Here is a 24,920-nt window from a genome sequence, read left to right as displayed (position 1 = left end):
AAGTCGCGCATTGCGCCATGAGCGGGGAAGGCGGCGCAATCATGACCGAGCCCGCCGACGCGAAGGCGCGCGCGGCGTCGTCGGCGTTCGAGGGGCGCGTCGCCGCGCGTCAGGGCTCGAGCACGATCGACCCCGTGGTCTCGCGCGCCTCCAGCGCCCGATGCGCCTCGGCGGCTTGCGCGAGCGGCAGCTTGCGGCCGATCCCGATCGTCACGTCGCCGGCGGAGACGGCGCGAAACAGGTCGCGCGCCATCTTCTCGAGGCGCGTCCGGTCGGCCATGAAGGTGAACAGGGTCGGGCGGGTGGCGAACAGCGAGCCCTTGCGCCCGAGCAGGCCGAGGTCGAAGGCCTCGATCCCGCCCGAGGCCGACCCGAAGCTCGCGAACACGCCGAACGGCCTGAGGCAGTCGAGCGACGCCGGGAAGGTCGCCCGGCCGACGCCGTCGTAGACGACCGCGCATTTCTGCCCCTTGGTGATCTCGCCGACCCGGGCGGCGAAGTCCTCCTCGCGGTAGAGAATCGTGTGGTGCGCGCCGGCCTTCCTGGCGATCTGGGCCTTGTCCGCCGAGCCGACCGTGCCGATCACCTGCGCGCCGAGGGCGCGGCCCCACTGACACAGGATCTGGCCGACGCCGCCGGCGGCGGCGTGGACGAGAATGACGTCGCCGTCCCTGACCTTGTAGGTCTGGCGCAGCAGGTACTGCGCGGTGAGGCCCTTGAGCATCATCGCGGCGCCGGTGTCGTAGTCGATTTCGCGCGGCAGCTTGAGCAGGAAGCTCGCGGGAATGTTGCGCTCCTCGGCGTAGCCGCCGGGCGGCCCGGCGTAGACGACGCGGTCGCCGGGCTTGAAGCCCTCGACGCCCGCCCCGACCTCGACCACCTCGCCCGCGCCTTCCGCGCCCGGCGTCAGGGGAAGGGGCATCGGGTAGAAGCCGGTGCGATGGTAGGTGTCGAGAAAATTGACCCCGATCGCGTGGTGGCGGATCCGGACCTCGCCCTTGCCCGGCGGGGGAAGCTCGACCTCCTCCAGCACGAGAACCTCGGGCCCGCCCGTCTGGTGGATACGAATCGCGCGCATGCGTCTCCCCGCTGTCTGGCAAAGCCGCACAATGACCTTCGAGCCGCCCGCCGCGCAAGACTTGTCCGGGAGGAACCGGAAAAGCTCCGCGCGCTCTTCGCCGCCCTCTTGCGCCCATCCGCCTCCGCCCCTATAGCAACGCGACGCTCCGAACGCCGCACGGAGCGACGGCTTTTTCGCGAGCCCAAGCGCCCATCGTCTAGCGGTCCAGGACGTCGCCCTTTCACGGCGAAAACACGGGTTCGAGTCCCGTTGGGCGCGCCATATCTGTTCACCGGATCTGAACCGCTGCCTCCGGAGCGCCGCCTCCGAGGAAGCCGTTTTGGGAATTCGAACGGCTCTCTCGTCGTCGATTTTCAGCTCTGGATCGGTCGCAGCGCCGCTTCGAGCGCATGCAGGCGCGCCATGCCTTCCGCGTCGGTCTTGTCGAATGGCTCCTCGCACAGCGTGACCAAGGCCGCGCCGTCGTCGAGGGTCTCGACGTCCACGTCCCCCGGATGATTGGCGCGGGCGGCGAGGTGAGGCGGCAGATAGGTAATCCAGCCGATCCAGGGTTTGAGCGTCCGCTTCCCAGCGGCCCAACTCGGGTCTGGGATCTCGGGGAGGAAGCGGGAGCTGAACGAGAAAAGTGCGCACATCTCACCGGGTCTCCAGATCTCGCGGGCGAATTTCATCAGCGGCCTCAGTTCGGAGGCTCGCCACGGCCGCCCTGTCGGCGAACGCAAAGCCGCGAGGCGCATGAAGAGGAAATTCGGAAGGACGGCCCCGGACCTAGCAGAGTTGCCGATGCCGCATCGCGTACCGGCGATATGCGATTCCCGGAAGTCGTAGGGTGGAGATCCGGCGTGGCCTGCTGCGACGTGGCTGCCGAGCCTCGGCATAAGGCGGCCGAGGTCGTCCCGTGTCCTCGAGTCGGTCAGGATCTGCGTCGCCGCGGCTTCGCTCAGCGGCACAGGCAGCACGTCGTTTTGGGTCTCCGGCGATTCGAGCCAGCTCTCGTAGACTGGATCGAAAGCCGGCAGTCCGTTGACGAACTGCGACAAGCCGCGGGCGTTGTCAACTTCAGAGCGGTCATCCGGCTCCCACCACAGACTTAGGTGCGGACTTCCCATCAAGGTCCTCCGTTGGGATCGTAAACGACGAACACCTTTCCGCGCTCGAGGCGCCTTGCGCTCACGCTCAGGCCTTGGAAGCCCTTTGGCGTTTGCGCGTGCCAGACCACTCGTCGGGGCGGAATTGTCGCAAACGCCACGTCGATCTGGCTTTGCATTTGAATGATAGGGTCCTTTTTCGAGTTAACGAACACTTTCAACTCGCCATCGTCATCGAACAGGTGATCGATATCCGCCTTGGCCTCCAGCAAGTCTCCGGTCGTCGGGTCGCAGCCGTCGAACCTGACGCCTCCAACGTCAATCGCCAATCCGTAGGGCAGCCCGCTGACGTATTCCTGATAGCGGATCGAGTTCTCCGATTTGGTCGTTTTCGGCTCGGGCGTCGGATCGGGGCAGAGCCTCGGCTCGTGATTCTCCCGCGACTGCGCCGCGTCCGGACTGCCCGCTCCCGACTTCAGCTCCGCGACGGCGCGGTCGAGAACCTCGACCGAGGTCACCAGCGTCTGGCGGCCGTCCGGTCCGGGCGCGGAGACGGCGACGGCCTTGCCTTTCTCGTCGAGAAAGGCGTTGCCGTGCAGCGTCCCGCTGGTCAGGGGACGCCATTCGCCGTCGACGAGGGCGCTGAACGTTACCGAGTCCACGTCGTGATCCCAGCGATAGGAGATGTCGGAGCGACCGGGGACCGATCCTGTTTCGAGAAGCCGGTTCGCGCTCGGCACGAAGATCGCGCCGAACGCCGCGAACGCCGCCAACGCCGACCCCGCCATGGCGGCGCCCAGCGTTCCGAGCGCTTCCAGAACCGCCGGCGCGATGTCGGGCGCGATCAGCGCGGTCGCTTCCGCCGCCGCCGTCAAGGGTCGCAGAACGACCGCGGCGCCTGCGGCCGCCGATGGCGAGACCGGCTTCACGTCGGCCTTCGGAGGGTCGACCGCACCCGGCTTGGTTGCGAACCAACCGGGGTTCGGCGGGGTTCCCGTTCGCGGATGCTCTGCGTCCCAGTCGTCGTCCGTCTTCAGCAGCCCAGAGGCGGTGAGCTCGTGCGCGAGCCGCCGCTTCTGCAGTGCGTCAGGGACCGCGCCGTCCGTCGCCGGCGGATCGGGCAGCTTCAAGAGCAGGGTCGCGACCTGAGCTCGGGCGAGGTCGCCGCTATTGAGCGCCCGCGCGATCACGGCGAGGCCACCACGCTTGCAGCCGACGTCGAGAGGGAATCCGTAGAGTTTTTGCAGTTCTCGGCCGACGTCGCCTTCCTCGCGCACCGCCCAGGTTCCGTGCGCGCCGCGCTTGAGCAGCGGTGTCCCCGCCACCCGCAGTCCGTTGTCGTCGCACTCGACCCGTCTGGGCGCGAGGCGGAACATCGGGATGGACCAGACAGGGTTCATGAGACCGCCGGAAGCAAATGCGCCAACAGTCTGTATAAGAACATATCATGAACATTGTCGTCAAGCTCTTGTCGCCTGGAGATCGTCGCGTTGGCCGGACCGGTCGCCCTCTGCAGCGGACGACAAAGTCCGCGTCCGGCTGCGCGATCGTGGTTCATGGCGTGATTTCAATAAACGTATGAGTTCGCACTCTTGTCCTGAATGGCGCGCCAACACTGTTTACCGGATCTGAACGCCGCGGAGAGGTTGACCGCAACAGAGGGAACGAGCGCTTCGACGAGCGTCCCCCTTTTTTCGACGTCAGCGCTGGATGGGACGCAGGGCGGCTTCCAGGGCGTGCAGGCGAGCGTACGAGGGCCGCCGCTTCGCCCCGCGCGGGTGGGCGAGGCTCAGGAGTCGAGCTTCTCGCTCTCGCCCGCCTTGCCGCGGACCCAGTAGCCGGCGGCCTTGAGCCAGGCTTTGGGATGGCCGCGGTCCTCGAGCATGGCCGTTTTCAGCGCGCGGGCGGCGCGCGCCTCGGCGGCGATCCACACGTAGCCGTCGCCGGGCGGCGTCGGCCATCGGGCCAGGGCTTCGCTCAGGAGCGCGGCGTCGTCGCGATCGGACCCTGAGCGAAAGAGCCAGACCGGCCGCCAGTCGGCGCGGGTTTCGAAGGTCTGGATCTCCTCGGGGCCGTCGACCAGCACGATCGTCGTCACCGGAACCCCCGCGCGCAGGCCCTCGACCCGTCTGCCGATCGCCGGCAGCGCCGTCTCGTCGCCGACCAGTAGGTAGGCGTCGAAGTCGTCCGCGACCACCATCGAGCCGCGCGGACCGCCGATCTCCAGCGAATCGCCGGGCATGGCGCCGCGCGCCCAGTCCGACGCCGGGCCGGCCTCGTGCAGCGCGAAGTCGATCGTCAGCGCGCAGCGCACGGGGTCGAAGGCGCGCGGGGTGTAGTCGCGCATCGCGGCCCCCTGCGGCGCCGACGGGTCGGGCGCGAACACCTTGATGTGGTCGTCCGCGCCGAGGCTGGCGAAATCGGCGAGCTCGGGCGCGGTGAAGACGATGCGGCGCATCTTCGGCGTCAGCGCCGCGACGCTCTCGACCGTCAGGCGCCGTCGCCTGGGCTCCCGACGCAGGCGTTCGATCGCGTGGCGAGCAGTTGCGAGGTCGGTCATCCTTCGCCTCACAGCCGTTCGATCTTGCGCGCCGCCTCGTCGATCTCGTCGGCGACGGCGAACAGGAGCGTCTTGTCGGGCGCGCCGTCGAGGCGCATCCGCAAGGCCGCCTTGAGATTGGCCATGGCGCGGAAGACTGGCCCCGTGTCGATCGCCTCGTCCTTACGGGCGAGCGCGTCGAGCCGCGCCAGCGCGGCCTCGGCCTCGGCGCGATTCTCATCGAGATGCGCGACGCCGGCCGGGGTGATGGCGAAGAGCTTCTTCGCCCCCTCGGAGGCGCGCGCCTCGGCCTGGCCGACGTCTTCCAGCAGCGCCAGCGTCGGATAGACCACGCCCGGGCTCGGCGCATAGGCCCCGCCGGTGCGGGTCTCGATCTCGCGGATGATGTCGTAGCCGTGGCGCGGTTCGGCCTCGATCAGGAGCAGGATGACGAGGCGCAGTTCGCCGCCCTCGAACATCCGGCGTCGTCCCCGACCCTCGCCCCGACCCTCCCCCGGACCGCCCTCGCCGCGCCCGCCGAAGCCGGGACGGCCGAAGCCGCGCCCGCCGCGGCCGTGCAGGCTGTGCTCGGGGTGAGCGGTCTCATGGCGGCGCGCGCCGCCCCAGTCCTTGCGGGACAGAATTGCCGATAGCATTTCGTTATAATGTTTCACGCATTTCACTTTCGCTTGTCGTCCTCTGATTGAAGACATAACAAAGATATATCTTAGAATGTCTTTGTCAAGCCCGTTCGTGCGATCTGCGCAAAACACGGCTCCGTCTGAGGGCGAGGCCGTGCAGGCGCGGCGACGCGATGCGCCGACGGGGACCGCAATGCTTGCGATGAAGAGGGTGCGACCGCCGTCCGCGTGGAGGTCCGGGCGGAACGGCCGGGTCGCAGCGTGCGCGAGCCGGCGTCAGCGCGGAAGCGCCGGCGCTTCGACGCGCGTCCTGCGACGCGGCTTAACGCCGCGGGGCGGGCTCGCTCGTCGCCCCGGGCGCGTCGGGGCGGCCGCCGGGCGCATTCGAGCCGCGCGCGAAGACGAAATAGCCGACCAGAATCAAGGCCAGAACGCCGAGCCCGACGAAGATCAGCAACTGGGAACGAGGGGCGACGGGACGCAACGTCGCAGCCGTGGCCGTATTGACGCTTCCCGCCCGCGGCAGCAGCGCGATCAGACGAGCGGCGACGATCTCGGGGGAGAACCCCGTCACTGAGCCGTTCGGCAGCGACCCGATGAGCGTGCCGAGGCGCCGCTTCGCCTGGTCGGCGGGCATGCGCGCGAGACTCGCCGCTTCTTTCCAGGGGTCGAGGTCGAGCCGCGCGAACGCGGACACGACGCTCACCAGCGGCCCGTCCCGCTCGTCGCCGATCGTGGCGAACAAGAAGGGGTCGAACTCACGGCCGAGCAGGGGGGTCAACGCAGCGTGGGTCATGTCATCCGCCATGTGTCTGTCGGCGCAACCGCCGGTTTCTCAGTCCTGTCGCCGCATCGGATCGAAAGTCGCGCGCCGCCTTCCCCGTGTGTCAGAAAAGGCGGAGGCTCTGGACCCTCGGATCGGTGTCGGCTGGTCGGCGCCGGTCTGAGGCCCTTCGCCGTGACCGCGCTGGCGAGGACGTCGGCCCGGCTATGCGAGTCGGGCGCGTGGCCAGACCGCCTGTGTTTTCGTGGCGGCCGCGCTGTCGAACACGCCCATCACCTCGGACTGTTTCATGATCACGATGTCCTGACCGTCGATCTTCCCACTGGCCCCCGACCGCCCGCTGAACACGATCCTGTCCCCCGCCTTCAACTCGGGCGGCTGAACCCGCCCGCTTTCACTTCGTGCTCCCGGTCCGACGGCGACGACCTCTCCCTCCTGGAGCGCCTCCACGTCGCTGCCGGGAACGACGACGGCGCCGTTCGAACGATCCGCGGCCCCCACGCGGCGAACCACGACATGGTCGAACAACGGGCGGAATGTCATGGGATCGCTCTCCGTCGACCAGCCGAGCCGGCTCGCGGGCCAGGCTCTCGGAGGCGATCGCGTTCCAGATGCAAGTGGCGATCGTAGGCGCCCGTTACAAGGGAGCGCCGGCAAATCTCTCTTGCGTGCGCCTCGTAAAGGCCAAGCAGCGCCCGCCGGCCCCGGACCCGTCGCCGATCAGGCGAGCGCCGCGGCGCCGGTCTCGTTGGTCCAGACGCGGAACGTCTTGAGAGCGTGGGGCCCGAACGAGTTGACGAGCGGAATATCGGCCGCGTCGCGCCCGCGCGCGATCAGGACGCGGCCGATGCGCGGCGTGTTGTGGCGCGCATCGAAGGTCAGCCACCGGCCGCCGAGAAAGACGTCGAACCAGGCGCTGAAGTCCATCGGCGCCGGGTCCGGCGGCACGCCGATGTCGCCGAGATAGCCGTTGCAATAACGGGCGGGAATGTTCATGCACCGGCAGAACGCGACCGCCAGATGGGCGAAATCGCGGCACACCCCGACCCGTTCCTCGTAGGCCTCGTAGGCGGTGCGCGTGGCGCGCGCCTTCTGGTAGTCGAAGTCGATGTGACCGTTGACGAAATCGCAGATCGCCTGGACTCTCGCCCAGCCGGACGGCGTCGAACCGAACCGGTTCCATGCGATCTGGCTGAGCTTGTCGGTTTCGACATAGCGGCTGCCGACGAGGTAGAGAAGCGTGTCGTCGGGCAACTCCGCCACCGGGATTTCGCCCGCGCCCGCGACGACGGGATCGGGCAGGCCGCTCACCTCGATCACGCCATCGGTCGAAATCGTCAGGTCGCCGGCCGGCGCGTTGAACCGCCGGCAGCGATTGCCGAACACGTCGGCATAGAGCCAGGATTCGACGTGCGGCGTCGCGGCGAATTGCGCTTCCGCCCGCACCGCGGGAACGCAGGAGGGGTGGACGTCGAGCTGACAGATCATCGGCGTCGGAGCGGCGCAGGTGAACGTCATCTCGTAACCGTAGCGGATCAGCATGGGGGCCTCGGTGTCTGTTCCCGGCGCTGACGGCGCGCATCGCCCGAGGCTATTCGAAACCGGACCGGCGCGACAGCCTGTTCTTGTGAGCGTCGTCGTCCCTGCGAGAGCAATCACAGGGTCCCGGCCGCCGGGCTCGCCCCACGACATTGCGGGAGGCCGTCGGCGCTGGAGAACAATGGGCTGGTGAAGAAAAGGAGGCCGCCTTTCGGCGGCCTTCAAGTCTAGGGAGGAAACGCCCAAGGAGGGCATGTGCGGGGCAACCGCCGCCGCACCAGAAGACAATAATGCTGCGCTGCAGCAAATGCAAGAACTTTTGTTTCAAAAAATGAGCAAAAAGTTTGCACCCGATCGGCGGAGCCGGGACGCCTGCCCACCCGGTGAACAGCGCGCCTTCGGCGGTGGGAAACGCGCCGATGCGGACGGCTAGCCAGCGCCGCCGCGCGCGCCTAATCTTCGTCCTCGCCAACGACGAAACTCCGAAGGACCCCCTGTGGCCTCATCCCCGCTCACCGTCCGCAAGCGCGAGGGCCGCCTCGCGCCGGAAACCGTCGCCGCCCTCAACGCCGATCTCTCGGCGCGGTTCGGCAACCGCTTTTCCGCTTCGGACGCCATCCGCCGCCAGCACGCCCACACCCTGACCTGGCTCGAGAACCAGCCGCCCGACGCGGTCGTGTTCGCCGAGACGCGCGAGGACGTCGTCGACCTCGTCGCCATCTGCGCCAGGCGCGACGCGCCGATCGTCCCGTTCGGCATCGGGTCTTCGCTCGAGGGTCACGTCAACGCGCCGCACGGCGGCGTGTCGCTCGACCTGTCGCGGATGAACGCGATTCTCGCCGTCAACGCCCAGGACCTCGATTGCGTGATCGAGCCCGGCGTCACCCGCACCCGGCTCAACGCCTATCTCCACGATTCCGGGCTTTTCTTCCCGATCGACCCGGGCGCCGACGCTTCGCTCGGCGGCATGGCCTCGACCCGCGCCTCCGGCACCAACGCGGTGCGCTACGGCACGATGAAGGACCTCGTGCTGTCGCTCGGCGTCGTCACGGCCGACGGAACCTTCGTGCGCACCGGCACCCGGGCGCGCAAATCCTCGGCCGGCTACGACCTCACCCACCTGTTCGTCGGCGCCGAGGGCACGCTCGGAATCATCGTCGAGATCGCCCTCAAGCTCGCCGGGCTGCCCGAGGCGGTGTCGGCGGCGACCTGCTCCTTCCCCGACGTGCGCTCGGCCTGCAACGCCACCATCGAGACGATCCAGACCGGCCTGCCGATCGCCCGCATCGAGCTGCTCGACACCCTGTCGGTGCGCGCCTTCAACGCTTACTCCCGCCTGAGCCTGCCCGAGGCGCCGATGCTGCTGGTCGAGTTCCACGGCACGGAGGCGAGCGTCGCCGAGCAGGCGGCGCGGTTCGGCGCGATCGTCGCCGAAAACGGCGGCGGCAATTTCATCTGGGCGACGAAGCCGGAAGAGCGGACGAAACTGTGGAAGGCGCGCCACGACGGCTTCTACGCGCAAATGGCGCTCAGGCCGGGCGCGCGGCCGTTCGCCACCGACACCTGCGTGCCGATCTCGCGCCTCGCCGACTGCGTCGAGGAGACGTTGGAAGACATCGCCAGGAGCGGCCTCCTCGCGCCGATCGTCGGCCACGTCGGCGACGGCAATTTCCACGTGAGCCCGCTCGTCGACATGGCCGACGCCAAGGAGATCGAGGCGGCGGAAGCGTTCGCCTCCCGCCTCGCCCACCGCGCCATCGCCATGGGCGGCACCTGCACCGGCGAGCACGGCGTCGGACAGAAGAAGATCGCCTACATGGAGGACGAGCACGGGGCGGGGGCGCTGGACCTCATGCGCCGGGTGAAAGCCGCCTTCGACCCGCGGAACCTGTTCAACCCGGGGAAGATTTTTACGGTGTAGGGCGATCGTCGTCGCGACGCGCGAAGCGGCCCGGCGATCCGGAGCGGCTGGGCGATCGTCCCCCGGATTATTTGTCGAGACATCGAGGAGGCTCAGCCCGTGAAAGTCGCCGTCATCGCCTGGGGTTCGCTGATATGGGAGCCGGACGCCCTCAAGGTCGCCGACGCATTCACGGCGCAAGGGCCGCTGCTGCCGATTGAATTCTGCCGGGTGTCGACGGCGGGGGTCCGCAAGGACATCCTCACCCTGGTGATCGACCCGGACGACGGAACCTTGTGCAAGACCTACGCCGCCCCGAGCGCCTTCGTCTCCCTCGAGGAGGCGATCGACAACCTGCGCGACCGGGAGGGGACGCCGGCGAGAACCATCGGCTTCGTCGACCTCGCCTCCGGCAAACGGGGGGAGGCTGCGGTCGAGAGCCATCCCGAGGCGATCGAGACGATCGCCGCCTGGGCCGAGGCGAGCGGCTACGACGCCGCGATCTGGACGGCGCTGGCGAGCAACTTCGACGACCGCGTCGGCGAGCCGTTCTCGATCACCGCCGCGATCGCCTATCTGGAAAAGCTCGAACGGCAGGACGCCGAGACCTTCGCCGCCGCCCTCGCCTACATCCGCAACGCGCCGCCGGAAGTCGACACCGCCGTGCGCGGCGAAGTGGCCCGGCGCTGGGGGGCGGCGCCGGCCTGACCGGCAAAGGCCCGCGCTTCGAGAGGCGCCCCTCTGGCGGGACGGGCCGCGCGTTGCTAAGGCGTCGGGGGAAAACGCGAGTAGGAAACGGAGGAGGGCGCAATGAAGATTTCCGGAGCGGCGGCGATTGTGACCGGCGGCGGATCGGGGCTGGGGCGGGCGACGGCCGAGGCTTTGGCCGAAAGGGGCGCGCGCGTCGCGGTCGCCGACCTCAACCAGGCTGCGGCCGAGGCGGTGGCGAAGGCGATCGGCGGCGTCGCGGTCGCCTGCGACGTCGGCGGCGAAGCCTCGGCCGCGGAGGCGTTCGCCAAAGCCGAGGCCGCGCACGGGCCCGCGCGCATCCTCGTCAACTGCGCCGGCGTCGGCAGCCCGGTGCGCATCGTCGGCAAGGACGGCGCCCCGACGCCGCTCGGCGACTTCGAGAAGGTGATCCGGGTCAACCTGATCGGCACCTTCAACATGATCCGCCTTGCCGCCGCCGGCATGGCGACGCTCGAGCCGATCGAGGGCGAGCGCGGCGTGATCGTCTCGACCGCCTCGGTCGCGGCCTTCGAGGGCCAGGTCGGCCAGTCGGCCTATTCCGCCTCGAAGGGCGGCGTCGCCGCGATGACCCTGCCGATCGCGCGCGAACTCGCCCGCAACGCCATCCGGGTGAACACGATCGCGCCGGGCATCTTCATGACGCCGATGCTCGCGGGCTTGCGCGAGGATTTCCAGGCCTCGCTCGGCGCCTCGGTGCCGTTCCCCTCCCGGCTCGGCGCGCCATCCGAATACGCCGCGCTGGCCGTGCACATCGTCGAGAACGGCTACATCAACGGCGAGACGATCCGCATCGACGGGGCGCTGCGCATGGCGCCGCGGTGAACTCGGGCGAGGCGGCGTAGCCGCTCGGGACGTCGGCCCCGCATCCGGGCCGGTTTCGAGCCTTTCCAAGGGTTTGCGCCGGAATTTCCGGGCGACTGCAACTCTCGGGGTGGGTGTTCGCGTGGCGCCTCCAAGGGCGCGCCCCCGGGAGGGGCGGCGTCCCGCCGCCCAGGCGCCGGGACGGCGCCTCCCCGTCGAGCGCCGCGCCCGCCGCTCTTTACGCCGGTTACGCCGGCTTGGCAGTCGCTGGCCTTCTCGTCGCCGGCCCGTCGGCTTGTCCGGCTGGCGGCGGCCAGCCTGCAAGTCTGGCAGGCGACGCATCCTTTCAGCGACTTGGGCGCCGAAACCTGTCACTCTTGTAACTCCCAAGCCGGTGGCCAACAGCGCCGTCATCGCGAGCGAAACGAAGCGATCCAGGGCCGCTGGGCCGCTGTCGCGCCCTCTGGTCGTCCCGCCGCCCTTCCTTGCGAGCAATTTCTTCCGCAGGAGGCAAACAGCGGCATGGGTTGCTTCGTCGCTTTGCTCCTCGCAATGACGGGGTTGGGAGATACGTCACTCTGTAACTCCCAAGCCGGTGGCCAACAGCGCCGTCATCGCGAGCGAAGCGAAGCGATCCAGGGCCGCTGGGCCGCTGTCGCGCCCTCTGGTCGTCCCGCCGCCCTTCCTTGCGAGCAATTTCTTCCGCAGGAGGCAAGCGGCGGCATGGGTTGCTTCGTCGCTTTGCTCCTCGCAATGACGGGGTTGGGAGTTACAAGAGTGACGTAACTCCCAACCCCGTCATTGCGAGGAGCAACCCCCGGCTCGAAGAGCCCGGGGGGACGAAGCAATCCACGACGCTGTTTGCGTGCATTTTGCAAGGATTGCTCCGTCTTCTGCTCGCAACGAAGCCCGAAGGACGGCCTGGCGGTCCACGAGCTGCGACAGTAGCCCAGCGGCCCCTGGATCGCCGCGCTTCGCTCGCGATGACGGCGTTCTTCGGCGTCCACCTTGGGCGTTACGTCACTCTGTAACGCCCGAGATGGGTGCGCGCGAGGAACCGGACGGGGCGGCGTCCCGCCGCCCGGGCGCCCGAGACGCGCACCCTCCCGTTGAGCGGCGCGACCGCTCTCGCGGCCGGCTGGGGTGAACGACCGGCCGCGCAACCTCCATCGGTTTTCGCGTGGCCCTCGCGCGTCTCGGCCCGGCGCGCCCGGATCGCCCGGGCGATGTCCCGCCGCACCACGGCGACGCTCACCTTGCGCGCCGCCGCGATCTCCTGATGGGAAAAACCGTCGGCGAGCCAGCCGAAGCTGGCGTCCCGCAGCGCCGCCGCGGACTTGCGCCGGGCGCGGCGGCGCGCGCAGGCCGCCTCCAGGGCGCGATCGGTCGGCGGCGCGGCCGCGGTTGGATCGGGGGGCGGGACGGAGCGGCCGTGCTCCGCTCGTCGAAGGGGTCGCCGATCGGCGGGACGGGCGGGCTCGGGGTCGGCGTTCGGTCAAGGAGCGCTCCCCTGATGAAGAATTCTGCTCAACGGAATGATGGTACGCGAAAACATGCTTTGCCGGAAGGAATTGTTTCGCAAGTTTGCGGGCGGTCCGTCGCCGTCGGGGACGCCCGATTCGCGCACAGAGCGGGAATTCGGCGACGGCTTGGCCTACGGGCAATATCCGGCTCCTTGCTGCCCTTCCCCATCCGCTTCGGTACGGGGAGAGAGCGCCAATTGCGGCCGCTATTGGCACAGCGGCCTCACATCCGGCCTTCACGACGTTCTTCGAACATGAACTTCGAATCCTTGGGCTGTCCACAATAATCTCACCTGAACGATTCCGTCGACATAATCACAATTGCCATTTTCACGGATGATTTGGCCGCCGCCAACGATTCAGGACCGTCTCAGCGCGATCACGAACCACAGCATTTGGGTGCTCAAGCGCTTCAGTTAATGGGGCTATGGCAGCAGACCCAAGCCTACGTAAAGCATCTTGCACGCCATCTATGGCGTCCGGCGACTCATCAATTAAGCCTTCTACGATCCGAGAAATTACATCACGAGACAGCGGTACTATTCGACTTAGCGCCCGAAAAGCGTTCCTCCGTGTATAAGGATCTAAGTTCTTGGTCGCCCGCGAGAGAGGCTCAATTGCATTCGGCGGAACGTTACCAATCAACCACAACGATCTTGCCGCCGTTTGCACAACAGCATCATCACTCAGGGCTCTTATCAGCGCGGGAACCGCTCCTTCTGCCAAGTGTCCAAATGTCTCGCCAAGTAAAAACATTAAAAAACTACGTATTTCGATGTCTTCAATATCAAGATATCTTATAAGAACTGGAATTGCATCTACACATTCCATAGATAACTTAAATAAGGCATACAAAGCCACATTTGGAACTTCTCGCCTATCAGGCTTAAATTCAGATGCGGCATCTATGACCGCTTCGATTCCCTTTTCGGTACCAATCTTTGCCAAACACTCAGCAGCGTTGGAATAAAATCTGTTGTCTGGCGATTTGTCTTGCAAATATCTAGCAACAATTGGTACGGAATTCGCCGCAGAAGGTCCAATATAGCCAAGAAATTCAAATGAACTGCGGACTACATTAATATATTGATAGCTTATATTTGACGTATCTTGGTCGATTATTTTCGTCAAGAGAGGAACAATGCTGTCCACTCTAGGTTCAATGATATTTTGTGCTTCTATTAATTCAAGTGCTTCCGATCTGGAGAGCATACGCCAACCGCACAATATAAATTCATCGGTAGCATCCAAACGCTCGCAGATCCGACGGGCTTCTAACGTCAGACAGTGCCTCGCTTCTTCAGCTTTAGCGGCAAGTTCTTTAAGCATTGCGAGTGCGTGGGATATGTCATCAGATTCGGAGGATGCTAATTCAGAAATGAGGCGATCAATGCGGTCGCGCTGTGGCGAAAGCGAGAGGCTCAGAAGCGCTATTTGTTCTCTGTGCCGGCGCGCGCTACCTTCCTCCGCCTCGCGCTGTCCTGCTGAGAGAGATTCCAGTTTTGCGGTATCGCTTCTCTGCTGACGGCGAATTATGTCAGTGGTCACGTGGATGTCATCTAACTGGCCGCGGGCTCCGAGCAAATTCGCGGCCGCTTCGCCGATGCGATCGAGCTTGGTATCCATCACGCCGAGCTTCGCGATCATCTCCACAAGCATTCTACGCGCGGCGGCGAGGCGCGGGGTGACGAAGGCGATCTCGGCGCGCGGATTCACCTTCAGCGCCTCTCGCATGAACGCCTGAAAGACGAGCGGCCAACCGGGCTCGTCGTCGGAGCCCCGGAAGAACGGCTCAAAATCCGGCGGCGGCTCACCGGCGCCTTTGACCAGTTTGTCGCCTTTGACCAGTTTGTCCCACACCCGGCGGCGCGCGGCGTCGACGGCTTCGCGAACGACTTCCCCCCGGCTCTCGGGCAGGATCGTGTCCAGCGCCCCTTCGAGTTCCGCAACGAGCGCGTCGTCCTCGATCGTCTTGAGGGTAGCGCAATAGCCAAGCTGCTCCTCGACACATTTCGTCGCCTTGGCGATGAAAGGAGGCGGCGCGGCGGACCGGGTGTCGAAATTCTCCCCCTCCCAGCGGCGGCGATATTGCGTCACCATGAACAAGGTTGCCGTCAACTCGCTAAGCCGGATCATCTGCTCGAAGTCATGGTTCGGCGGAATGGCTTTTCCGCCCGCCGCCCACCGCGCTTGGACGATGTCGAGCGCCTCTTTGCCCGCAGGGCCGAGTAACAGGGACGCAGCCCTGGCAAGCGGCTCCCCTCCGGATTCGGGCGCGCCGACCGATCCAAGAAGTACCCCTACGATGGACGACCCCAGCATTTTCCTCACCCCCAGGAGATTGCGATCGCGAGCTGGAGAATGGCGTTATGGATCGGTCGTTGCAAGCGCGAGATACGGACGCCCTTCCTGCCTCTGTTCGCAAAAGTCGACGACCGCCTGCCCTCCCACTTGCGACATCGCGGTGGCGATCTGCACTTCCGCTCTACGTCGAACCCGGGCGTTCGATTGCTCGAATTGAAACAGCACTCCGGTTGGTTACCGCGGGCACGGTTCGGGGCTGAACGCCAGAAGCGCCCGCGTTCCGCCGTTTCCCTGCCGCCGCTCGCCTCCCATTTGCGAAGACCTCTGGAATCGCTGAAAAGGGCGCCGACAGAAGGCGGCGCCGACGGCTTTCCTCCCCGGCTGGAAAGAGCGAGGATGCCGCCGCATGAGCGCCGGCATTCGAGGCGTGAGGAGGAACCACAGATGGACGGCAGACCGGGGCGGCTCGCGGGCAAGGTCGCGCTCATCACGGGCGCTGCGTCCGGCATCGGCCGGGCGACCGCGTTGCTGTTTCACGCCGAGGGCGCGCAAGTCGCGGCGACCGACCGCAACGAGGCGGGGCTCGCGGAACTGGAGGGCGTCGCCGACCTGCGTCTCGCCCAGGACGTCACCGACGAAGCGCGCTGGCGCGAAGTGGTCGACCAGGTGGTCGCGGCCTTCGGCAAGCTCGACATTCTGGTCAACAGCGCCGGCATCGCGCTCAAGGGCAACATCGAGACCGCGACCCTCGACGAGTTTCGACGCACCGAGGCGGTCAACGTCGAAGGCACCTTTTTGGGTTGCCGCGAGGCGATCCGGGTCATGAAGGGGCGTGGCGGCGGGTCGATCGTCAATCTGTCGTCGGTGGCCGGAATCATCGGCGACGCGCAGTCGGCCGCCTATTGCGCCAGCAAGGGCGCGGTGCGCCTGCTGACCAAGTCGGCGGCGCTGCATTGCGCCGGCTACGCCATCCGCCTGAATTCCGTTCATCCCTCGTTCGCCGACACGCCGATGGTGCAGGAGCTGATCGCGAGTTCGAAGAACCCGGAGCGCGTCCGCGAGGGCCTGTCGAAGGCCGCGCCGCTCGGCCGGATGGGCCGGCCGGAAGAGGTCGCCAACGCCATCCTCTATCTCGCCAGCGACGAGTCCTCGTTCACCACGGGGATCGAACTGATGGTCGACGGCGGCTTGACCGCGCAATAACCGCGTAGGACGCGCGCCATGAGCCGACATTCCTTCACCCGACGGCCTTCGCCCGCCGCGCGGCGCCGGCCGGCGAGGGCGGCATGACCGGCCCGGGGCTCACGCGCGCGATCGGCGTGATCAGCGGCACGTCGATGGACGGCATCGACGTGGCGCTGATCGCCAGCGACGGGGAAGCGCAAGTCGAGACCGGCCCGGCCGCCACCTTTCCCTATCCGCCGGACGTGGCGGCGCGCCTGCGCGCCGTCGTCGCCGACGCCAGCGAAGCGGAACGGCCGCAGGCCGCGCTCGAACGCGCCGTGACCGACGCCCATGTCGCCGCGGTCGACGCCTTTTTCGCGCGCTTCGCCATCGCCCGCGACAGCGTCGCGCTGGTCGGGTTGCACGGGCAGACCATTCTGCATCGACCCGGGCGCGTCGGATGGGAGGGGCGGCGTCCCGCCGCCCCGGGTGCGCGGGACGCGCACCCTCCCAAAGCGGGCCTGACCCGGCAGCTTTGCGACGGCGCGCGCGCCGCGGGCGCGCTCGGTATCGACGTCGTCTGCGACTTCCGCTCGGCCGACGTCGCCGCCGCCGGCGAGGGCGCGCCGTTGGCGCCAGTCTATCACGCGGCGATGGCGGCGGGGCGCGAACGCCCGCTGATGATCCTGAACTGGGGCGGCGTCGGCAACGTCACCTGGCTCGGGCGAGCGGGCGAAATCGTCGCCTTCGACACCGGCCCGGCCAACGCGCTGATCGACGATATCCTGCTCTCCCGCCGCGGCGTCGCCTTCGACGCCGGCGGGGCGCTGGCGGCGAGCGGGCGCGCCGACGCCGCGATCCTGGCGGCGCTGATGCGCGATCGCTATTTCGACCGGCCGCCGCCGAAATCGCTCGACCGCAACCATTTCGCCGCCGCCGCGGCGGCGGTGGAGGCGTTGGGCGACGCGGACGCCGCCGCCACCCTCGCCGCCTTCACCGTCGAAGCGACCGTCGCCGCGCTGGCGCGGGTTCCCGAGGCGCCGAAGCGCTGGCTGGTCGGGGGAGGGGGGCGGCTGAACGCCTTCCTCATGAGCCGTCTCGCCGACCGGCTCGGCGTCCCGGTCGAGCCGGTCGAGGCGATCGGCTTCGACGGCGACGCGATCGAGGCGCAATGTTTCGCCTATCTCGCCCTGCGCGCCCGGCGCGGCCTGCCGCTGTCGTTCCCGACCACGACCGGCGTTCCGGCGCCGACGACCGGCGGCGTCTTCTGGCCCGCGCCTCGGTAGCCGTGGTCGCTGACCGCGGCGCGCAATCGGTCGCGGCCGCAATCGTACAGGGCCCCGCGTCGCGCGAGGCCCTTCTGTCGATCCCGGCTGCGCCCGCCTACTGGCAGACGTTGACCGGGCCGTTGCCGATCCAGGCGCCGTTCGGCGCATAGAGCGGACGGACCTGCACGCACGGGTCGGCGTATCCGTAGGGCGGCGCAGTGGCCGCCCCGAGCGCGATCGCGCCCGCGGCGAGGGCGCCCACCGCGACCGCGGGGCCCCACCCGCCGCCATACCAGACGCCGCCGTTCCAGTAGCCCGGGCGCCAGACCCGGCCGCCGCGCCATCCCGGGCCGTAGCCGCCATGCCAGCCGCCGCCGCCATGCCAGCCGCCGCCCCAACCGCCGCCGCCATGCCAGCCGCCGCCGCGCCATGGGCCGTCGGCCATCGCAGGGCCGGCGGTGGCGAGCGCCGCCGCGCCGATCGCGAGCGCCGCCGCGCCGGCGACGATCGCCTTCGAAACCGTGTTTCGCATTCCATCCTCCACTCGCCGGCCCGAGGGCGGCCCTTGAACCCGGGCGTCTCCGGCGCTCACGCCGGGCGACGCTTCGACAGGCATGATGGCCCGCAATTCGGAAACGATTATGATTGAAACAAGGCATGTCGGCGGCGATGTCAGAAATCGAAGACAACGACAAAGATAAAACCGCCCGTCGATGAATAACCGTTCAGGTCCCAGAGATGAATGAACGTTAAGGTTTCTTTACCGACACGCCGATTGCGCCGACGCGAAGCTGCCGGCGCCAGCCTCGATCCGCCGGTCCGGCGTCTTCGAGCCGACGCCGGACCCCCATGCGGTCTACTGGCAGATGTTCACCAGATGCCGGCCGAGATAGCGGCCGCGGCCGCCGGGCTGCGACCAGATCCTGCGATAGACCCAGCAGCCGTCCCCGGGCTCGGCGTAATAGGCGCCGCCCGCGACGACCACCGGCGCGCCCCAGCCCCACCACGGATAGCCCCAGCCGCCGCCCCAGCCCCAGCCCGGATAGCCGCCGCCCCAATAGCCGCCGCGCCAGCCGCCGTTCCAGTAGCCGCCGTGCCAGCCGCCGCCCCAGCCGCCGCCGTGCCAGCCGCCGCCCCAGCCGCCGCCATGCCAGCCGCCGCCTCCGCCGTGCCAGCCGCCGCCGCCGTGGAAATACTGGGCCTCGGCCGGGGCGGTCGCGACCGCCGTGGCCAAGCCGATGCCGACGAGCGCCGAAAGGGCCGTTTTCGCCAGACCATTGCGCATCGAAACCTCCATCCGAAGCGGCCCTCGGAGTCGCCCGCCCGACCCGGCCGCGGCGTCGGGCCTTTTCGAGAACAGCTATGCACAATCAACGGCAATGCTAGGCCGGGGGTTGCGCGCCGCGCAAAAAGTTGATCACGCCGGAGAAATCGTCGCCGCCGTGGCCGCCGGACACGAACAGGGCGTAGAGTTGGGCGGCTTGGGCGCCGAGCGGGATGGCGACGCCGGCGCTGGCCGCCGCTTCCTGGGCGAGTTTCAGGTCCTTCAGCATCAGGCTGGCGGCGAACCCGGGCTTCCAGTCGCGATTGGCGGGCGAGGTCGGGACCGGGCCCGGCACCGGGCAATAGCTGGTCAGCGACCACGACTGGCCCGACGAGGTCGAGGCGACGTCGAACAGCGCCTGAGCCGACAGCCCGAGCTTCTCCGCGAGCGCGAACCCCTCGCAGGTGGCGATCATGGTCGCGCCGAGAATCATGTTGTTGCAGATTTTCGCCGCTTGGCCGGCGCCGGCGCCGCCGCAATGGACGATGCGCTTGCCCATCGCCTCCAGCGCCGGCTTCGCCCGGGCGAAGGCGTCCGCCGAGCCGCCGCACATGAAGGTGAGCGTCCCCGCCGTCGCGCCGCCGACCCCGCCCGAGACCGGCGCGTCGAGGGTCAGCATGCCGGCCGCCTGGCCCGCCTCGTGCGCCCGCTTCGAACTGTCGACGTCGATGGTCGAACTGTCGACGATCAGCGCGCCCTTCTTCGCCGCCGGCAGAAAGTCGTCCCAAGCGGCGAGCACGTGCCGGCCCGCCGGCAGCATGGTGACGACGATGTCGGCCCCCGAGACCGCCTCCCGCGCGCTGCCCATGACCGAGACGCCGGTCTCCGCCGCCGCCCGCTTCTGGCTCTCGACCAGGTCGTAGCCGGCGACCCAGTGTCCCGCCTTGACCAGATTGGCGGCCATCGGCCCGCCCATGTTGCCGAGCCCCAGAAATGCGATGTTGGCCATTTTTCCCTCCGATTTCTCGTGGTTCCGTCCTTCGCGCGATCAGTGTCCCTTCCAGTCATCGAGGAGGACGGTGTCGCTTGCGTATCGCGTTCCGGCGAGACGCGCCGTCAAGACTCGATCGAGCGTGACGAACGGCGCCCCGCGGCGCCGGGCGAGCGCGAGATAGACGCAGTCATAGACGGGGTGTCCGAGTTCCTGCGCGAGCGCGAGGGCGGGCGGAATCAAGTCCGGAAGTTCGACAATCAGCGGGACAAACCGTCGGATCTCTCGCAGTCCCGCCTCGGCGAGGTCCGCCCGGATCTCGCCGCGACGCGTCTTCTTCCAAAGGGTGTTGGCGAGTTCGGCCAGCATCAGCGATGGCGCGACGAGGTTGGCCGTCGCGGCGATCAGGCCGTTCGCCTTCTCAGTTGCGGCTTCGCGTACGAACCAGCAGGTTGCGACGCTGGCGTCGACGACGAGTTCGCTCACCGGTCCCGGTCTTCCCTGACGAGCGCCGCGGGATCGGTGCGGGGGCCCGGCGGCGTCTGGCTCTGAAAGCGCAAGGCCACCGCCAGACGTTCCTCGGGCGTATAGGGGGCCGCCCGTTCGATGACCTCGCGAAGTTCCTGCTCGAGCGAGCGCCCGCGCGTCCTGGCGCGGTCGCGATGCGCCTCGATGATGTCGTCGGGGACATTTCGGATGAGGACCTGCGCCATGCGCTGCAAGCTCCTGGCCGGAAGGCTGATTGATATCAGGATTGATAGCACGCTGCGCTGCACGGCGCAATGTCGGTGGAGGCTCGGATTGAAGGATTGGGATTGGGAGGAGAGGGGCCTCCGCCGAATGGCGGAAGGGGCGTTCCTCGCTCGTGCCTGATCGACTGCGAAAGGCGGCGCCGGTCGTGACCGGCAATCCGGACGTCCTTCTCGGCCATTGAGCGCGACGCTTCGCCGCGTCACGGTCGCCCCTTGCGAAGCCTATCTATGGCGGGGCAAGAAGGCCGGGGTCTGAAGGACATGCGGCGTTTTCTGATCGGCGTGGTTGCGCTGGCGGCTTTGGTCGGCGCGGTCGCCTACATGGCTCGCGACCGGCTCGTTCCCTGGATCGAGGGCGGCGGCGGGGTCGCCGGGCTCCGCTTCGACTCGCTCGTTCCGTGGCTCGGCGGCAAGGGGAACGCAGACGTCATCGTCGTCTCCGGCAACATCGAGGCGCACGAGAGCGTTCTGAGCTTCAAGGGCGTGCAGTCGCGCATCGTCGAGCTGCCGTTCGACGAGGGGCAGACGGTCAAGGCCGGGACGGTGATCGCGCGGGTCGACGATTCCGACACCAGGCAGCAGGTCGCGATCCTGGAGGCGTCGGTCAACGAGCGGATGCGTCAGCTCGACGTCGCCCAGCAGAACGTCGCCGCGGCGCGGCGCACCATCGTCAGCGACCAGGCTGAAGTGTCGCTCCGCCAGCTCCAGTACGACCGCGCCCAGACGCTGATGGCGAAAGGCTCCGGCACCACCGACGCGCGCGACGTCGCCGAGACGGGGCTGGTTCAGTCGCGCGCGGCCCTCGACCGCGACAACGCGCTCGAGGCGGTGTCCGAGCGCAACGTCGAGGCGAGCCTCGCCGCCATCGAGACCGCGAAGGCGAATCTCGAGCTGGCGAAGATCACGCTCGGCTACACGACGCTGGTCGCGCCGTTCGACGGCGTCATCCTCACCCGGCAGGCCGAACTCGGCGAGGTCGTGTCCCCCGGCGCCGCGATCGTCACCCTCGCCGACATCGACCACGTCTGGCTGCGCGCCTACATCAACGAGACCGACATCGGCAAGGTGCGGCTCGGACAGGCCGCCAGCGTCGTCACCGACTCGTTTCCCGGCAAGACCTACACGGGGCGGATTTCGTCCATCGCCGAGCAGGCCGAGTTCACGCCGAAAAGCGTCGAGACCCATGCCGAGCGGGTGACGCTGGTCTACCGCATCCGCATCGACGTCGACAATCCGACGCACGAGCTCGTCCCCGGCCTGCCGGCCGACGCGACCATCGCGGTGAAGGCGCCCGGTCAGTCATGACCGACGCGCCGTCGCGACCCGCCGTCGAGGTCCGCGGGCTGACGAAACGGTTCGGCGCCAGAACCGCGGTCGATTCGCTCGGCTTCGCCTGCGCGGCCGGCGAAGTGTTCGGCTTCGTCGGCCCCGACGGCGCCGGCAAGACCACGATCATGCGCCTCCTCGCCGCGGTCATGCCGCCCGACGCCGGCTCGATCGTCATCGAGGGCGTCGATGCGGTTCGCGAGCCTGAGCGGGTCCGGTCCCACGTCAGCTACATGCCGCAGCGGTTCGGCCTGTACGAGGACCTGACGGTCGACGAGAACATCGCGTTCTTCGCCGAGCTGTTCGGAATCCGCCGGAACGACCGCGACGCGCGCGCCGCGCGCCTTCTCGCCGCCTCGGGCATGACGCCGTTCCGCAAGCGGCGCGCCGGCCAGCTCTCCGGCGGCATGAAGCAGAAGCTCGGCCTGACCTGCTCGCTCATCCACACCCCGAAAGTGCTGCTGCTCGACGAGCCGACCGCCGGCGTCGATCCCGTCTCGCGGCGCGACTTCTGGCGCATCCTCTACGGGCTGCGCGGCGAGGGCGTCGCGATCGTGGTGGCGACCTCCTATCTCGACGAGGCCGAGCGCTGCGGCCGCCTCGGCCTCATGCGCGAGGGGCGGATGCTCTATTGCGACACGCCGAGCGCCTTGAAGGCGCTGATGCCGGGCGAGATCCTGGCGATCGCCGCGCCCGCGCCGCGCGCCGCGCGCGACGTCGTGGCCTCGCTCGAGGGCGTCGGGGGGGCGATCCTGATGGGCGACAGCGTCCACGTCGTGGTCGACGGGGCGGCGCGTCGCCTGGGCGCGATCGAGGCCGCGCTCGCGGCGGCGAACGTGCCCTTCGACGAGATCGAGCGGATCGCGCCGTCGATCGAGGACCTGTTCGTCTCGCTGCTGACGGAGAAAGCGGAATGACGACCGCCAAACCCGTCATTGCGAGGCGCGAAGCGACGAAGCGATCCATGCCGCGCCTGCGTCCTGCGGCATGGATTGCTTCGTCTTCGGCTCGCAAAGACGGCGCTCCGCGAGCCGGCGTCGGGAGCGGCGCAGAATGACCGGCGACATCCGCATCCGCGCCGACAAACTCACCAAGCGATTCGGCGATTTCGTCGCCGTCAACGCGGTCAGCTTCGAGGCCGGGCGGGGCGAGATCATGGGCTTCCTCGGGCCGAACGGGGCGGGGAAGTCGACCACGATCCGGATTCTGTGCGGCCTCTTGCGCCCCAGCAGCGGACGGGCGGAAGTCGCCGGGCTCGACGTCGCGCGCGAACCGGAGAAGGTGCGCGCAAACATCGGCTACATGTCGCAAAAATTCTCCCTCTACGACGACCTGTCGGTGATGGAGAATCTGAGCTTCTTCGGCGGCGTCTACGGGGTGAAGGGCGCGCGGCTGAAGCGCCGAATCGCCTTCGCGGTCGAGATGGCGGGCCTGGCCGGCCGCGAGGACGCGGTGGTCAGCGACCTCTCGGGCGGCTGGAAGCAGCGCCTGGCGCTCGGCTGCGCCGTGCTGCACGAGCCCAAGATCCTGTTCCTCGACGAGCCGACCTCCGGCGTCGATCCGGCCTCGCGCCGCCGGTTCTGGGACTTGATCTACGCGCTCGCCGGCGACGGCGTCACGGTCGTCATCACCACCCACTACATGGACGAAGCCGAGTACTGCAACCGCATCGCGCTGATCAACGGCGGCAGGCTCGTCGCCCTCGGCAGCCCCTCGGAACTCAAGCGCAGCGCCATTCGCGGCGAAATCCTGCTGGTCGAGGGCGACGATCCGGGCGCGATGCTGGAGGCGCTCGAAGGCGCTCCGGGCGTGCGCGACGTCGCGCCGTTCGGTTCGTCGCTGCACATCGTCGTCGACGACGCGGCGCGCGACCGGGCGGCGATCGAGGCGCGCCTCGCCGAGCGGTCCCTGAGCTGGTCGCGGATCGAGCCGATCAAGGCGACGCTCGAGGACGTGTTCGTGCAACTCGTGGGCGAAGGCGGGAAGGCCGCGCCATGATGCTCCGCCGCGTCCGCGCCGTCGCGCAGAAGGAGATCATCCAGATCCTGCGCGACCCGCGCAGCCTGATGGTCGTCCTCTTGATGCCGCTCATGCAGATGGCGCTGCTCGGCTACGGGGTGAACCTCGACATCAAGCACGTGCCTGCCTGCGTGTTCGACCGCGAGGGCAGCCAGCAGAGCCAGTCGCTGCTGAAAGCGTTCCAGGCGTCGCAATATTTCTCCGTCGTCGAGTCCGAGCGGACTTACGCCGACGTCACGCGTGCGATCGACGCCGGGCGCTGCAAGATCGCCATCGTCGTGCCGCACGACTTTTCCGAGACGCTCGCGAACGCGAACGCCGCCTCGGTGCAGGCGATCCTCGACGCGACCGACGACAACACCGCCAACATCGCGCTCGGCTACGCTCAGGCCGTGATCGGCGCCGCGTCCGGCAATATCCAGCTCGAGCGGGCCCAGGCGATGGGCCAGCCGCCGCCGGTCGTTCCCGCGGTCGCCGAGTATCGCGTCTGGTACAACGAGGACCTGGTCAGCCGGAACTACATCATGCCCGGCGTGGTCGCGCTGGTGATGGCGCTGGTCGGCGCGCAACTGACCTCGCTCACCATCTCGCGCGAATGGGAGCGCGGCACGATGGAGGTGCTGGTCTCGACGCCCGTCACCAGCCTGGAGCTGATGGCGGGCAAGATCCTGCCCTATTTCGTCATCGGCCTGATCGACGCGGCGTTCTGCCTGATGATCGCGGTGTTCTGGTTCCAGGCGCCGTTCCGCGGCTCGATCTCGACGCTGTTCTTCACCACCTCGCTGTTTCTCGTCGTCGTGCTCGGCCTCGGCTATTTCATTTCCGCCAGCATCAAGAGCCAGGTCGGGGCGAGCCAGATCGCGCTGGTGGCGACGCTGCTGCCGACGACGCTGCTCTCTGGCTTCGCCTTCCCGATCGAGCAGATGCCGGCGCCGATCCAATGGCTCACCTACCTCGTTCCGGCGCGCTATTACTTCTCCATCCTGAAATCCATCTTCCTCAAGGGCAGCGGGATCGCCGATCTCGCGGCCCCGATCGCGGCTCTGGCGCTCTACGCCGCGGTGGTTGGACTGCTCGCGGCGCGCGCCTTCAAGAAGACGCTGGGGTAGGGCCATGACGTCATTCACCACTGCCGTCATTGCGAGGCGCGAAGCGACGAAGCAATCCAGCCGCCGGGCCCCGCGGC

At 68.1% G+C, this 24,920-nt stretch carries 24 protein-coding genes and 1 tRNA gene; 11 read left to right on the top strand and 14 right to left on the bottom strand.

Annotated elements, in window-relative coordinates; translation table 11 throughout:
* Nucleotides 1–109 precede the first annotated feature (109 nt).
* On the bottom strand, nt 110–1,078 hold the full coding sequence (locus DFR50_RS24875) for a quinone oxidoreductase family protein (protein ID WP_113891970.1): 969 nt from the start codon (nt 1,076–1,078) through the stop codon (nt 110–112).
* Nucleotides 1,079–1,266: 188 nt separating this feature from the next.
* On the opposite strand from DFR50_RS24875, the gene DFR50_RS24870 reads away from it, so the two are divergent.
* A tRNA-Glu gene (locus DFR50_RS24870) sits at nt 1,267–1,342 on the top strand.
* Nucleotides 1,343–1,434: 92 nt separating this feature from the next.
* Here DFR50_RS24870 and DFR50_RS24865 read toward each other — a convergent pair.
* The 7 genes from DFR50_RS24865 to DFR50_RS24835 all read right to left on the bottom strand — a co-directional run bounded on the left by DFR50_RS24865 (nt 1,435) and on the right by DFR50_RS24835 (nt 7,675).
* Complete coding sequence (locus tag DFR50_RS24865; RefSeq protein ID WP_113891969.1) at nt 1,435–2,190, bottom strand: Imm52 family immunity protein; 756 nt, start codon at nt 2,188–2,190, stop codon at nt 1,435–1,437.
* Nucleotides 2,190–3,569 carry a Tox-REase-5 domain-containing protein gene (locus tag DFR50_RS24860; RefSeq protein WP_147262909.1) on the bottom strand — a complete coding sequence of 460 codons (1,380 nt, stop codon included), beginning with the start codon at nt 3,567–3,569 and terminating at the stop codon, nt 2,190–2,192. Before DFR50_RS24860 ends, DFR50_RS24865 begins: the two co-directional genes overlap by 1 nt.
* A gap of 389 nt (nt 3,570–3,958) precedes the next feature.
* Nucleotides 3,959–4,729 (bottom strand): siderophore-interacting protein, encoded by a 771-nt coding sequence (locus tag DFR50_RS24855; RefSeq protein WP_113891967.1) that lies wholly within the window; start codon nt 4,727–4,729, stop codon nt 3,959–3,961.
* Nucleotides 4,730–4,737: 8 nt separating this feature from the next.
* Entirely contained in the window at nt 4,738–5,382 is a 645-nt protein-coding gene (locus DFR50_RS24850) for a PadR family transcriptional regulator (protein WP_245428120.1), read from the bottom strand.
* A 289-nt stretch (nt 5,383–5,671) separates the two neighbouring features.
* Nucleotides 5,672–6,157, bottom strand: coding sequence for a hypothetical protein (locus DFR50_RS24845; protein WP_113891965.1), 486 nt, complete (start codon nt 6,155–6,157; stop codon nt 5,672–5,674).
* 180 nt (nt 6,158–6,337) lie between these two features.
* On the bottom strand, nt 6,338–6,676 hold the full coding sequence (locus tag DFR50_RS24840) for a co-chaperone GroES (RefSeq protein ID WP_113891964.1): 339 nt from the start codon (nt 6,674–6,676) through the stop codon (nt 6,338–6,340).
* A 177-nt stretch (nt 6,677–6,853) separates the two neighbouring features.
* Nucleotides 6,854–7,675 carry a transglutaminase-like domain-containing protein gene (locus tag DFR50_RS24835; RefSeq protein WP_113891963.1) on the bottom strand — a complete coding sequence of 274 codons (822 nt, stop codon included), beginning with the start codon at nt 7,673–7,675 and terminating at the stop codon, nt 6,854–6,856.
* A gap of 250 nt (nt 7,676–7,925) precedes the next feature.
* On the opposite strand from DFR50_RS24835, the gene DFR50_RS31660 reads away from it, so the two are divergent.
* The 4 genes from DFR50_RS31660 (at nt 7,926) to DFR50_RS24820 (ending at nt 11,144) form a co-directional block, all read left to right on the top strand.
* Nucleotides 7,926–8,105, top strand: coding sequence for a hypothetical protein (locus DFR50_RS31660; RefSeq protein WP_147262907.1), 180 nt, complete (start codon nt 7,926–7,928; stop codon nt 8,103–8,105).
* Between the two features lie 63 nt (nt 8,106–8,168).
* Nucleotides 8,169–9,593, top strand: coding sequence for an FAD-binding oxidoreductase (locus tag DFR50_RS24830; protein WP_113891962.1), 1,425 nt, complete (start codon nt 8,169–8,171; stop codon nt 9,591–9,593).
* Between the two features lie 99 nt (nt 9,594–9,692).
* The gene (locus tag DFR50_RS24825; protein WP_113891961.1) at nt 9,693–10,280 is read left to right on the top strand and encodes a hypothetical protein; all 588 of its coding nucleotides are present in this window, start codon (nt 9,693–9,695) and stop codon (nt 10,278–10,280) included.
* 102 nt (nt 10,281–10,382) lie between these two features.
* Complete coding sequence (locus DFR50_RS24820) at nt 10,383–11,144, top strand: SDR family NAD(P)-dependent oxidoreductase (RefSeq protein WP_113891960.1); 762 nt, start codon at nt 10,383–10,385, stop codon at nt 11,142–11,144.
* 1,832 nt (nt 11,145–12,976) lie between these two features.
* Here the strand turns inward: DFR50_RS24820 and DFR50_RS31655 are convergent.
* Nucleotides 12,977–14,968: a HEAT repeat domain-containing protein gene (locus DFR50_RS31655; RefSeq protein ID WP_147262906.1), complete on the bottom strand. Its 1,992-nt coding sequence runs from the start codon at nt 14,966–14,968 to the stop codon at nt 12,977–12,979.
* Between the two features lie 426 nt (nt 14,969–15,394).
* Here DFR50_RS31655 and DFR50_RS24815 point away from each other — a divergent pair, with 426 nt between their 5' ends.
* A complete protein-coding gene (locus DFR50_RS24815; RefSeq protein WP_113891959.1) occupies nt 15,395–16,153 on the top strand; it encodes a glucose 1-dehydrogenase in 759 nt (252 codons plus the stop codon).
* 83 nt (nt 16,154–16,236) lie between these two features.
* Nucleotides 16,237–17,400: an anhydro-N-acetylmuramic acid kinase gene (locus tag DFR50_RS24810; RefSeq protein ID WP_113891958.1), complete on the top strand. Its 1,164-nt coding sequence runs from the start codon at nt 16,237–16,239 to the stop codon at nt 17,398–17,400.
* Nucleotides 17,401–17,497: 97 nt separating this feature from the next.
* Here DFR50_RS24810 and DFR50_RS32290 read toward each other — a convergent pair whose 3' ends face one another.
* From DFR50_RS32290 to DFR50_RS24785, 5 genes are all read right to left on the bottom strand, one after another.
* Entirely contained in the window at nt 17,498–17,914 is a 417-nt protein-coding gene (locus DFR50_RS32290; RefSeq protein ID WP_170153378.1) for a hypothetical protein, read from the bottom strand.
* Between the two features lie 324 nt (nt 17,915–18,238).
* On the bottom strand, nt 18,239–18,667 hold the full coding sequence (locus DFR50_RS32645; protein ID WP_210209035.1) for a hypothetical protein: 429 nt from the start codon (nt 18,665–18,667) through the stop codon (nt 18,239–18,241).
* Nucleotides 18,668–18,764: 97 nt separating this feature from the next.
* The gene (gene mmsB / locus DFR50_RS24795) at nt 18,765–19,655 is read right to left on the bottom strand and encodes a 3-hydroxyisobutyrate dehydrogenase (RefSeq protein WP_113891957.1); all 891 of its coding nucleotides are present in this window, start codon (nt 19,653–19,655) and stop codon (nt 18,765–18,767) included.
* 39 nt (nt 19,656–19,694) lie between these two features.
* The gene (locus DFR50_RS24790; RefSeq protein ID WP_113891956.1) at nt 19,695–20,123 is read right to left on the bottom strand and encodes a type II toxin-antitoxin system VapC family toxin; all 429 of its coding nucleotides are present in this window, start codon (nt 20,121–20,123) and stop codon (nt 19,695–19,697) included.
* Nucleotides 20,120–20,350, bottom strand: a complete 231-nt coding sequence (locus tag DFR50_RS24785; RefSeq protein WP_113891955.1) for a FitA-like ribbon-helix-helix domain-containing protein — start codon at nt 20,348–20,350, stop codon at nt 20,120–20,122. The genes DFR50_RS24790 and DFR50_RS24785 overlap by 4 nt, the downstream gene beginning before the upstream one ends.
* Nucleotides 20,351–20,617: 267 nt before the next feature.
* On the opposite strand from DFR50_RS24785, the gene DFR50_RS24780 reads away from it, so the two are divergent.
* From DFR50_RS24780 to DFR50_RS24765, 4 genes are all read left to right on the top strand, one after another.
* A complete protein-coding gene (locus DFR50_RS24780) occupies nt 20,618–21,694 on the top strand; it encodes an HlyD family secretion protein (RefSeq protein WP_113891954.1) in 1,077 nt (358 codons plus the stop codon).
* Nucleotides 21,691–22,632, top strand: coding sequence for an ABC transporter ATP-binding protein (locus DFR50_RS24775; protein ID WP_113891953.1), 942 nt, complete (start codon nt 21,691–21,693; stop codon nt 22,630–22,632). Before DFR50_RS24780 ends, DFR50_RS24775 begins: the two co-directional genes overlap by 4 nt.
* Before the next feature lie 136 nt (nt 22,633–22,768).
* On the top strand, nt 22,769–23,713 hold the full coding sequence (locus tag DFR50_RS24770) for an ABC transporter ATP-binding protein (protein ID WP_113891952.1): 945 nt from the start codon (nt 22,769–22,771) through the stop codon (nt 23,711–23,713).
* The gene (locus DFR50_RS24765) at nt 23,710–24,843 is read left to right on the top strand and encodes an ABC transporter permease (RefSeq protein WP_113891951.1); all 1,134 of its coding nucleotides are present in this window, start codon (nt 23,710–23,712) and stop codon (nt 24,841–24,843) included. The genes DFR50_RS24770 and DFR50_RS24765 overlap by 4 nt, the downstream gene beginning before the upstream one ends.
* The last annotated feature ends 77 nt before the right edge of the window (nt 24,844–24,920 follow it).

This window comes from Roseiarcus fermentans (assembly GCF_003315135.1).
GTDB lineage: Bacteria > Pseudomonadota > Alphaproteobacteria > Rhizobiales > Beijerinckiaceae > Roseiarcus > Roseiarcus fermentans.
The sequence above is the reverse complement of the archived record's forward strand: the minus strand, read 5'-3'. Positions and strand labels throughout refer to the sequence as shown.

Excerpts from the sequence above, each read along its gene's own strand:
- DFR50_RS24780 (WP_113891954.1), top strand. The coding sequence starts at position 20,618 with ATGGCGGGGCAAGAAGGCCGGGGTCTGAAGGACATGCGGCGTTTTCTG.
- DFR50_RS24775 (WP_113891953.1), top strand. The coding sequence starts at position 21,691 with ATGACCGACGCGCCGTCGCGACCCGCCGTCGAGGTCCGCGGGCTGACG.
- DFR50_RS24810 (WP_113891958.1), top strand. The coding sequence starts at position 16,237 with ATGACCGGCCCGGGGCTCACGCGCGCGATCGGCGTGATCAGCGGCACG.
- DFR50_RS24840 (WP_113891964.1), bottom strand. The coding sequence starts at position 6,676 with ATGACATTCCGCCCGTTGTTCGACCATGTCGTGGTTCGCCGCGTGGGG.
- DFR50_RS24860 (WP_147262909.1), bottom strand. The coding sequence starts at position 3,569 with ATGAACCCTGTCTGGTCCATCCCGATGTTCCGCCTCGCGCCCAGACGG.
- DFR50_RS24875 (WP_113891970.1), bottom strand. The coding sequence starts at position 1,078 with ATGCGCGCGATTCGTATCCACCAGACGGGCGGGCCCGAGGTTCTCGTG.
- DFR50_RS24855 (WP_113891967.1), bottom strand. The coding sequence starts at position 4,729 with ATGACCGACCTCGCAACTGCTCGCCACGCGATCGAACGCCTGCGTCGG.
- mmsB (WP_113891957.1), bottom strand. The coding sequence starts at position 19,655 with ATGGCCAACATCGCATTTCTGGGGCTCGGCAACATGGGCGGGCCGATG.
- DFR50_RS24865 (WP_113891969.1), bottom strand. The coding sequence starts at position 2,190 with ATGGGAAGTCCGCACCTAAGTCTGTGGTGGGAGCCGGATGACCGCTCT.
- DFR50_RS24835 (WP_113891963.1), bottom strand. The coding sequence starts at position 7,675 with ATGCTGATCCGCTACGGTTACGAGATGACGTTCACCTGCGCCGCTCCG.
- DFR50_RS24770 (WP_113891952.1), top strand. The coding sequence starts at position 22,769 with ATGACCGGCGACATCCGCATCCGCGCCGACAAACTCACCAAGCGATTC.
- DFR50_RS24820 (WP_113891960.1), top strand. The coding sequence starts at position 10,383 with ATGAAGATTTCCGGAGCGGCGGCGATTGTGACCGGCGGCGGATCGGGG.
- DFR50_RS32290 (WP_170153378.1), bottom strand. The coding sequence starts at position 17,914 with ATGCGAAACACGGTTTCGAAGGCGATCGTCGCCGGCGCGGCGGCGCTC.
- DFR50_RS24785 (WP_113891955.1), bottom strand. The coding sequence starts at position 20,350 with ATGGCGCAGGTCCTCATCCGAAATGTCCCCGACGACATCATCGAGGCG.
- DFR50_RS32645 (WP_210209035.1), bottom strand. The coding sequence starts at position 18,667 with ATGCGCAATGGTCTGGCGAAAACGGCCCTTTCGGCGCTCGTCGGCATC.
- DFR50_RS24815 (WP_113891959.1), top strand. The coding sequence starts at position 15,395 with ATGGACGGCAGACCGGGGCGGCTCGCGGGCAAGGTCGCGCTCATCACG.
- DFR50_RS24765 (WP_113891951.1), top strand. The coding sequence starts at position 23,710 with ATGATGCTCCGCCGCGTCCGCGCCGTCGCGCAGAAGGAGATCATCCAG.
- DFR50_RS24845 (WP_113891965.1), bottom strand. The coding sequence starts at position 6,157 with ATGGCGGATGACATGACCCACGCTGCGTTGACCCCCCTGCTCGGCCGT.
- DFR50_RS31655 (WP_147262906.1), bottom strand. The coding sequence starts at position 14,968 with ATGCTGGGGTCGTCCATCGTAGGGGTACTTCTTGGATCGGTCGGCGCG.
- DFR50_RS31660 (WP_147262907.1), top strand. The coding sequence starts at position 7,926 with ATGTGCGGGGCAACCGCCGCCGCACCAGAAGACAATAATGCTGCGCTG.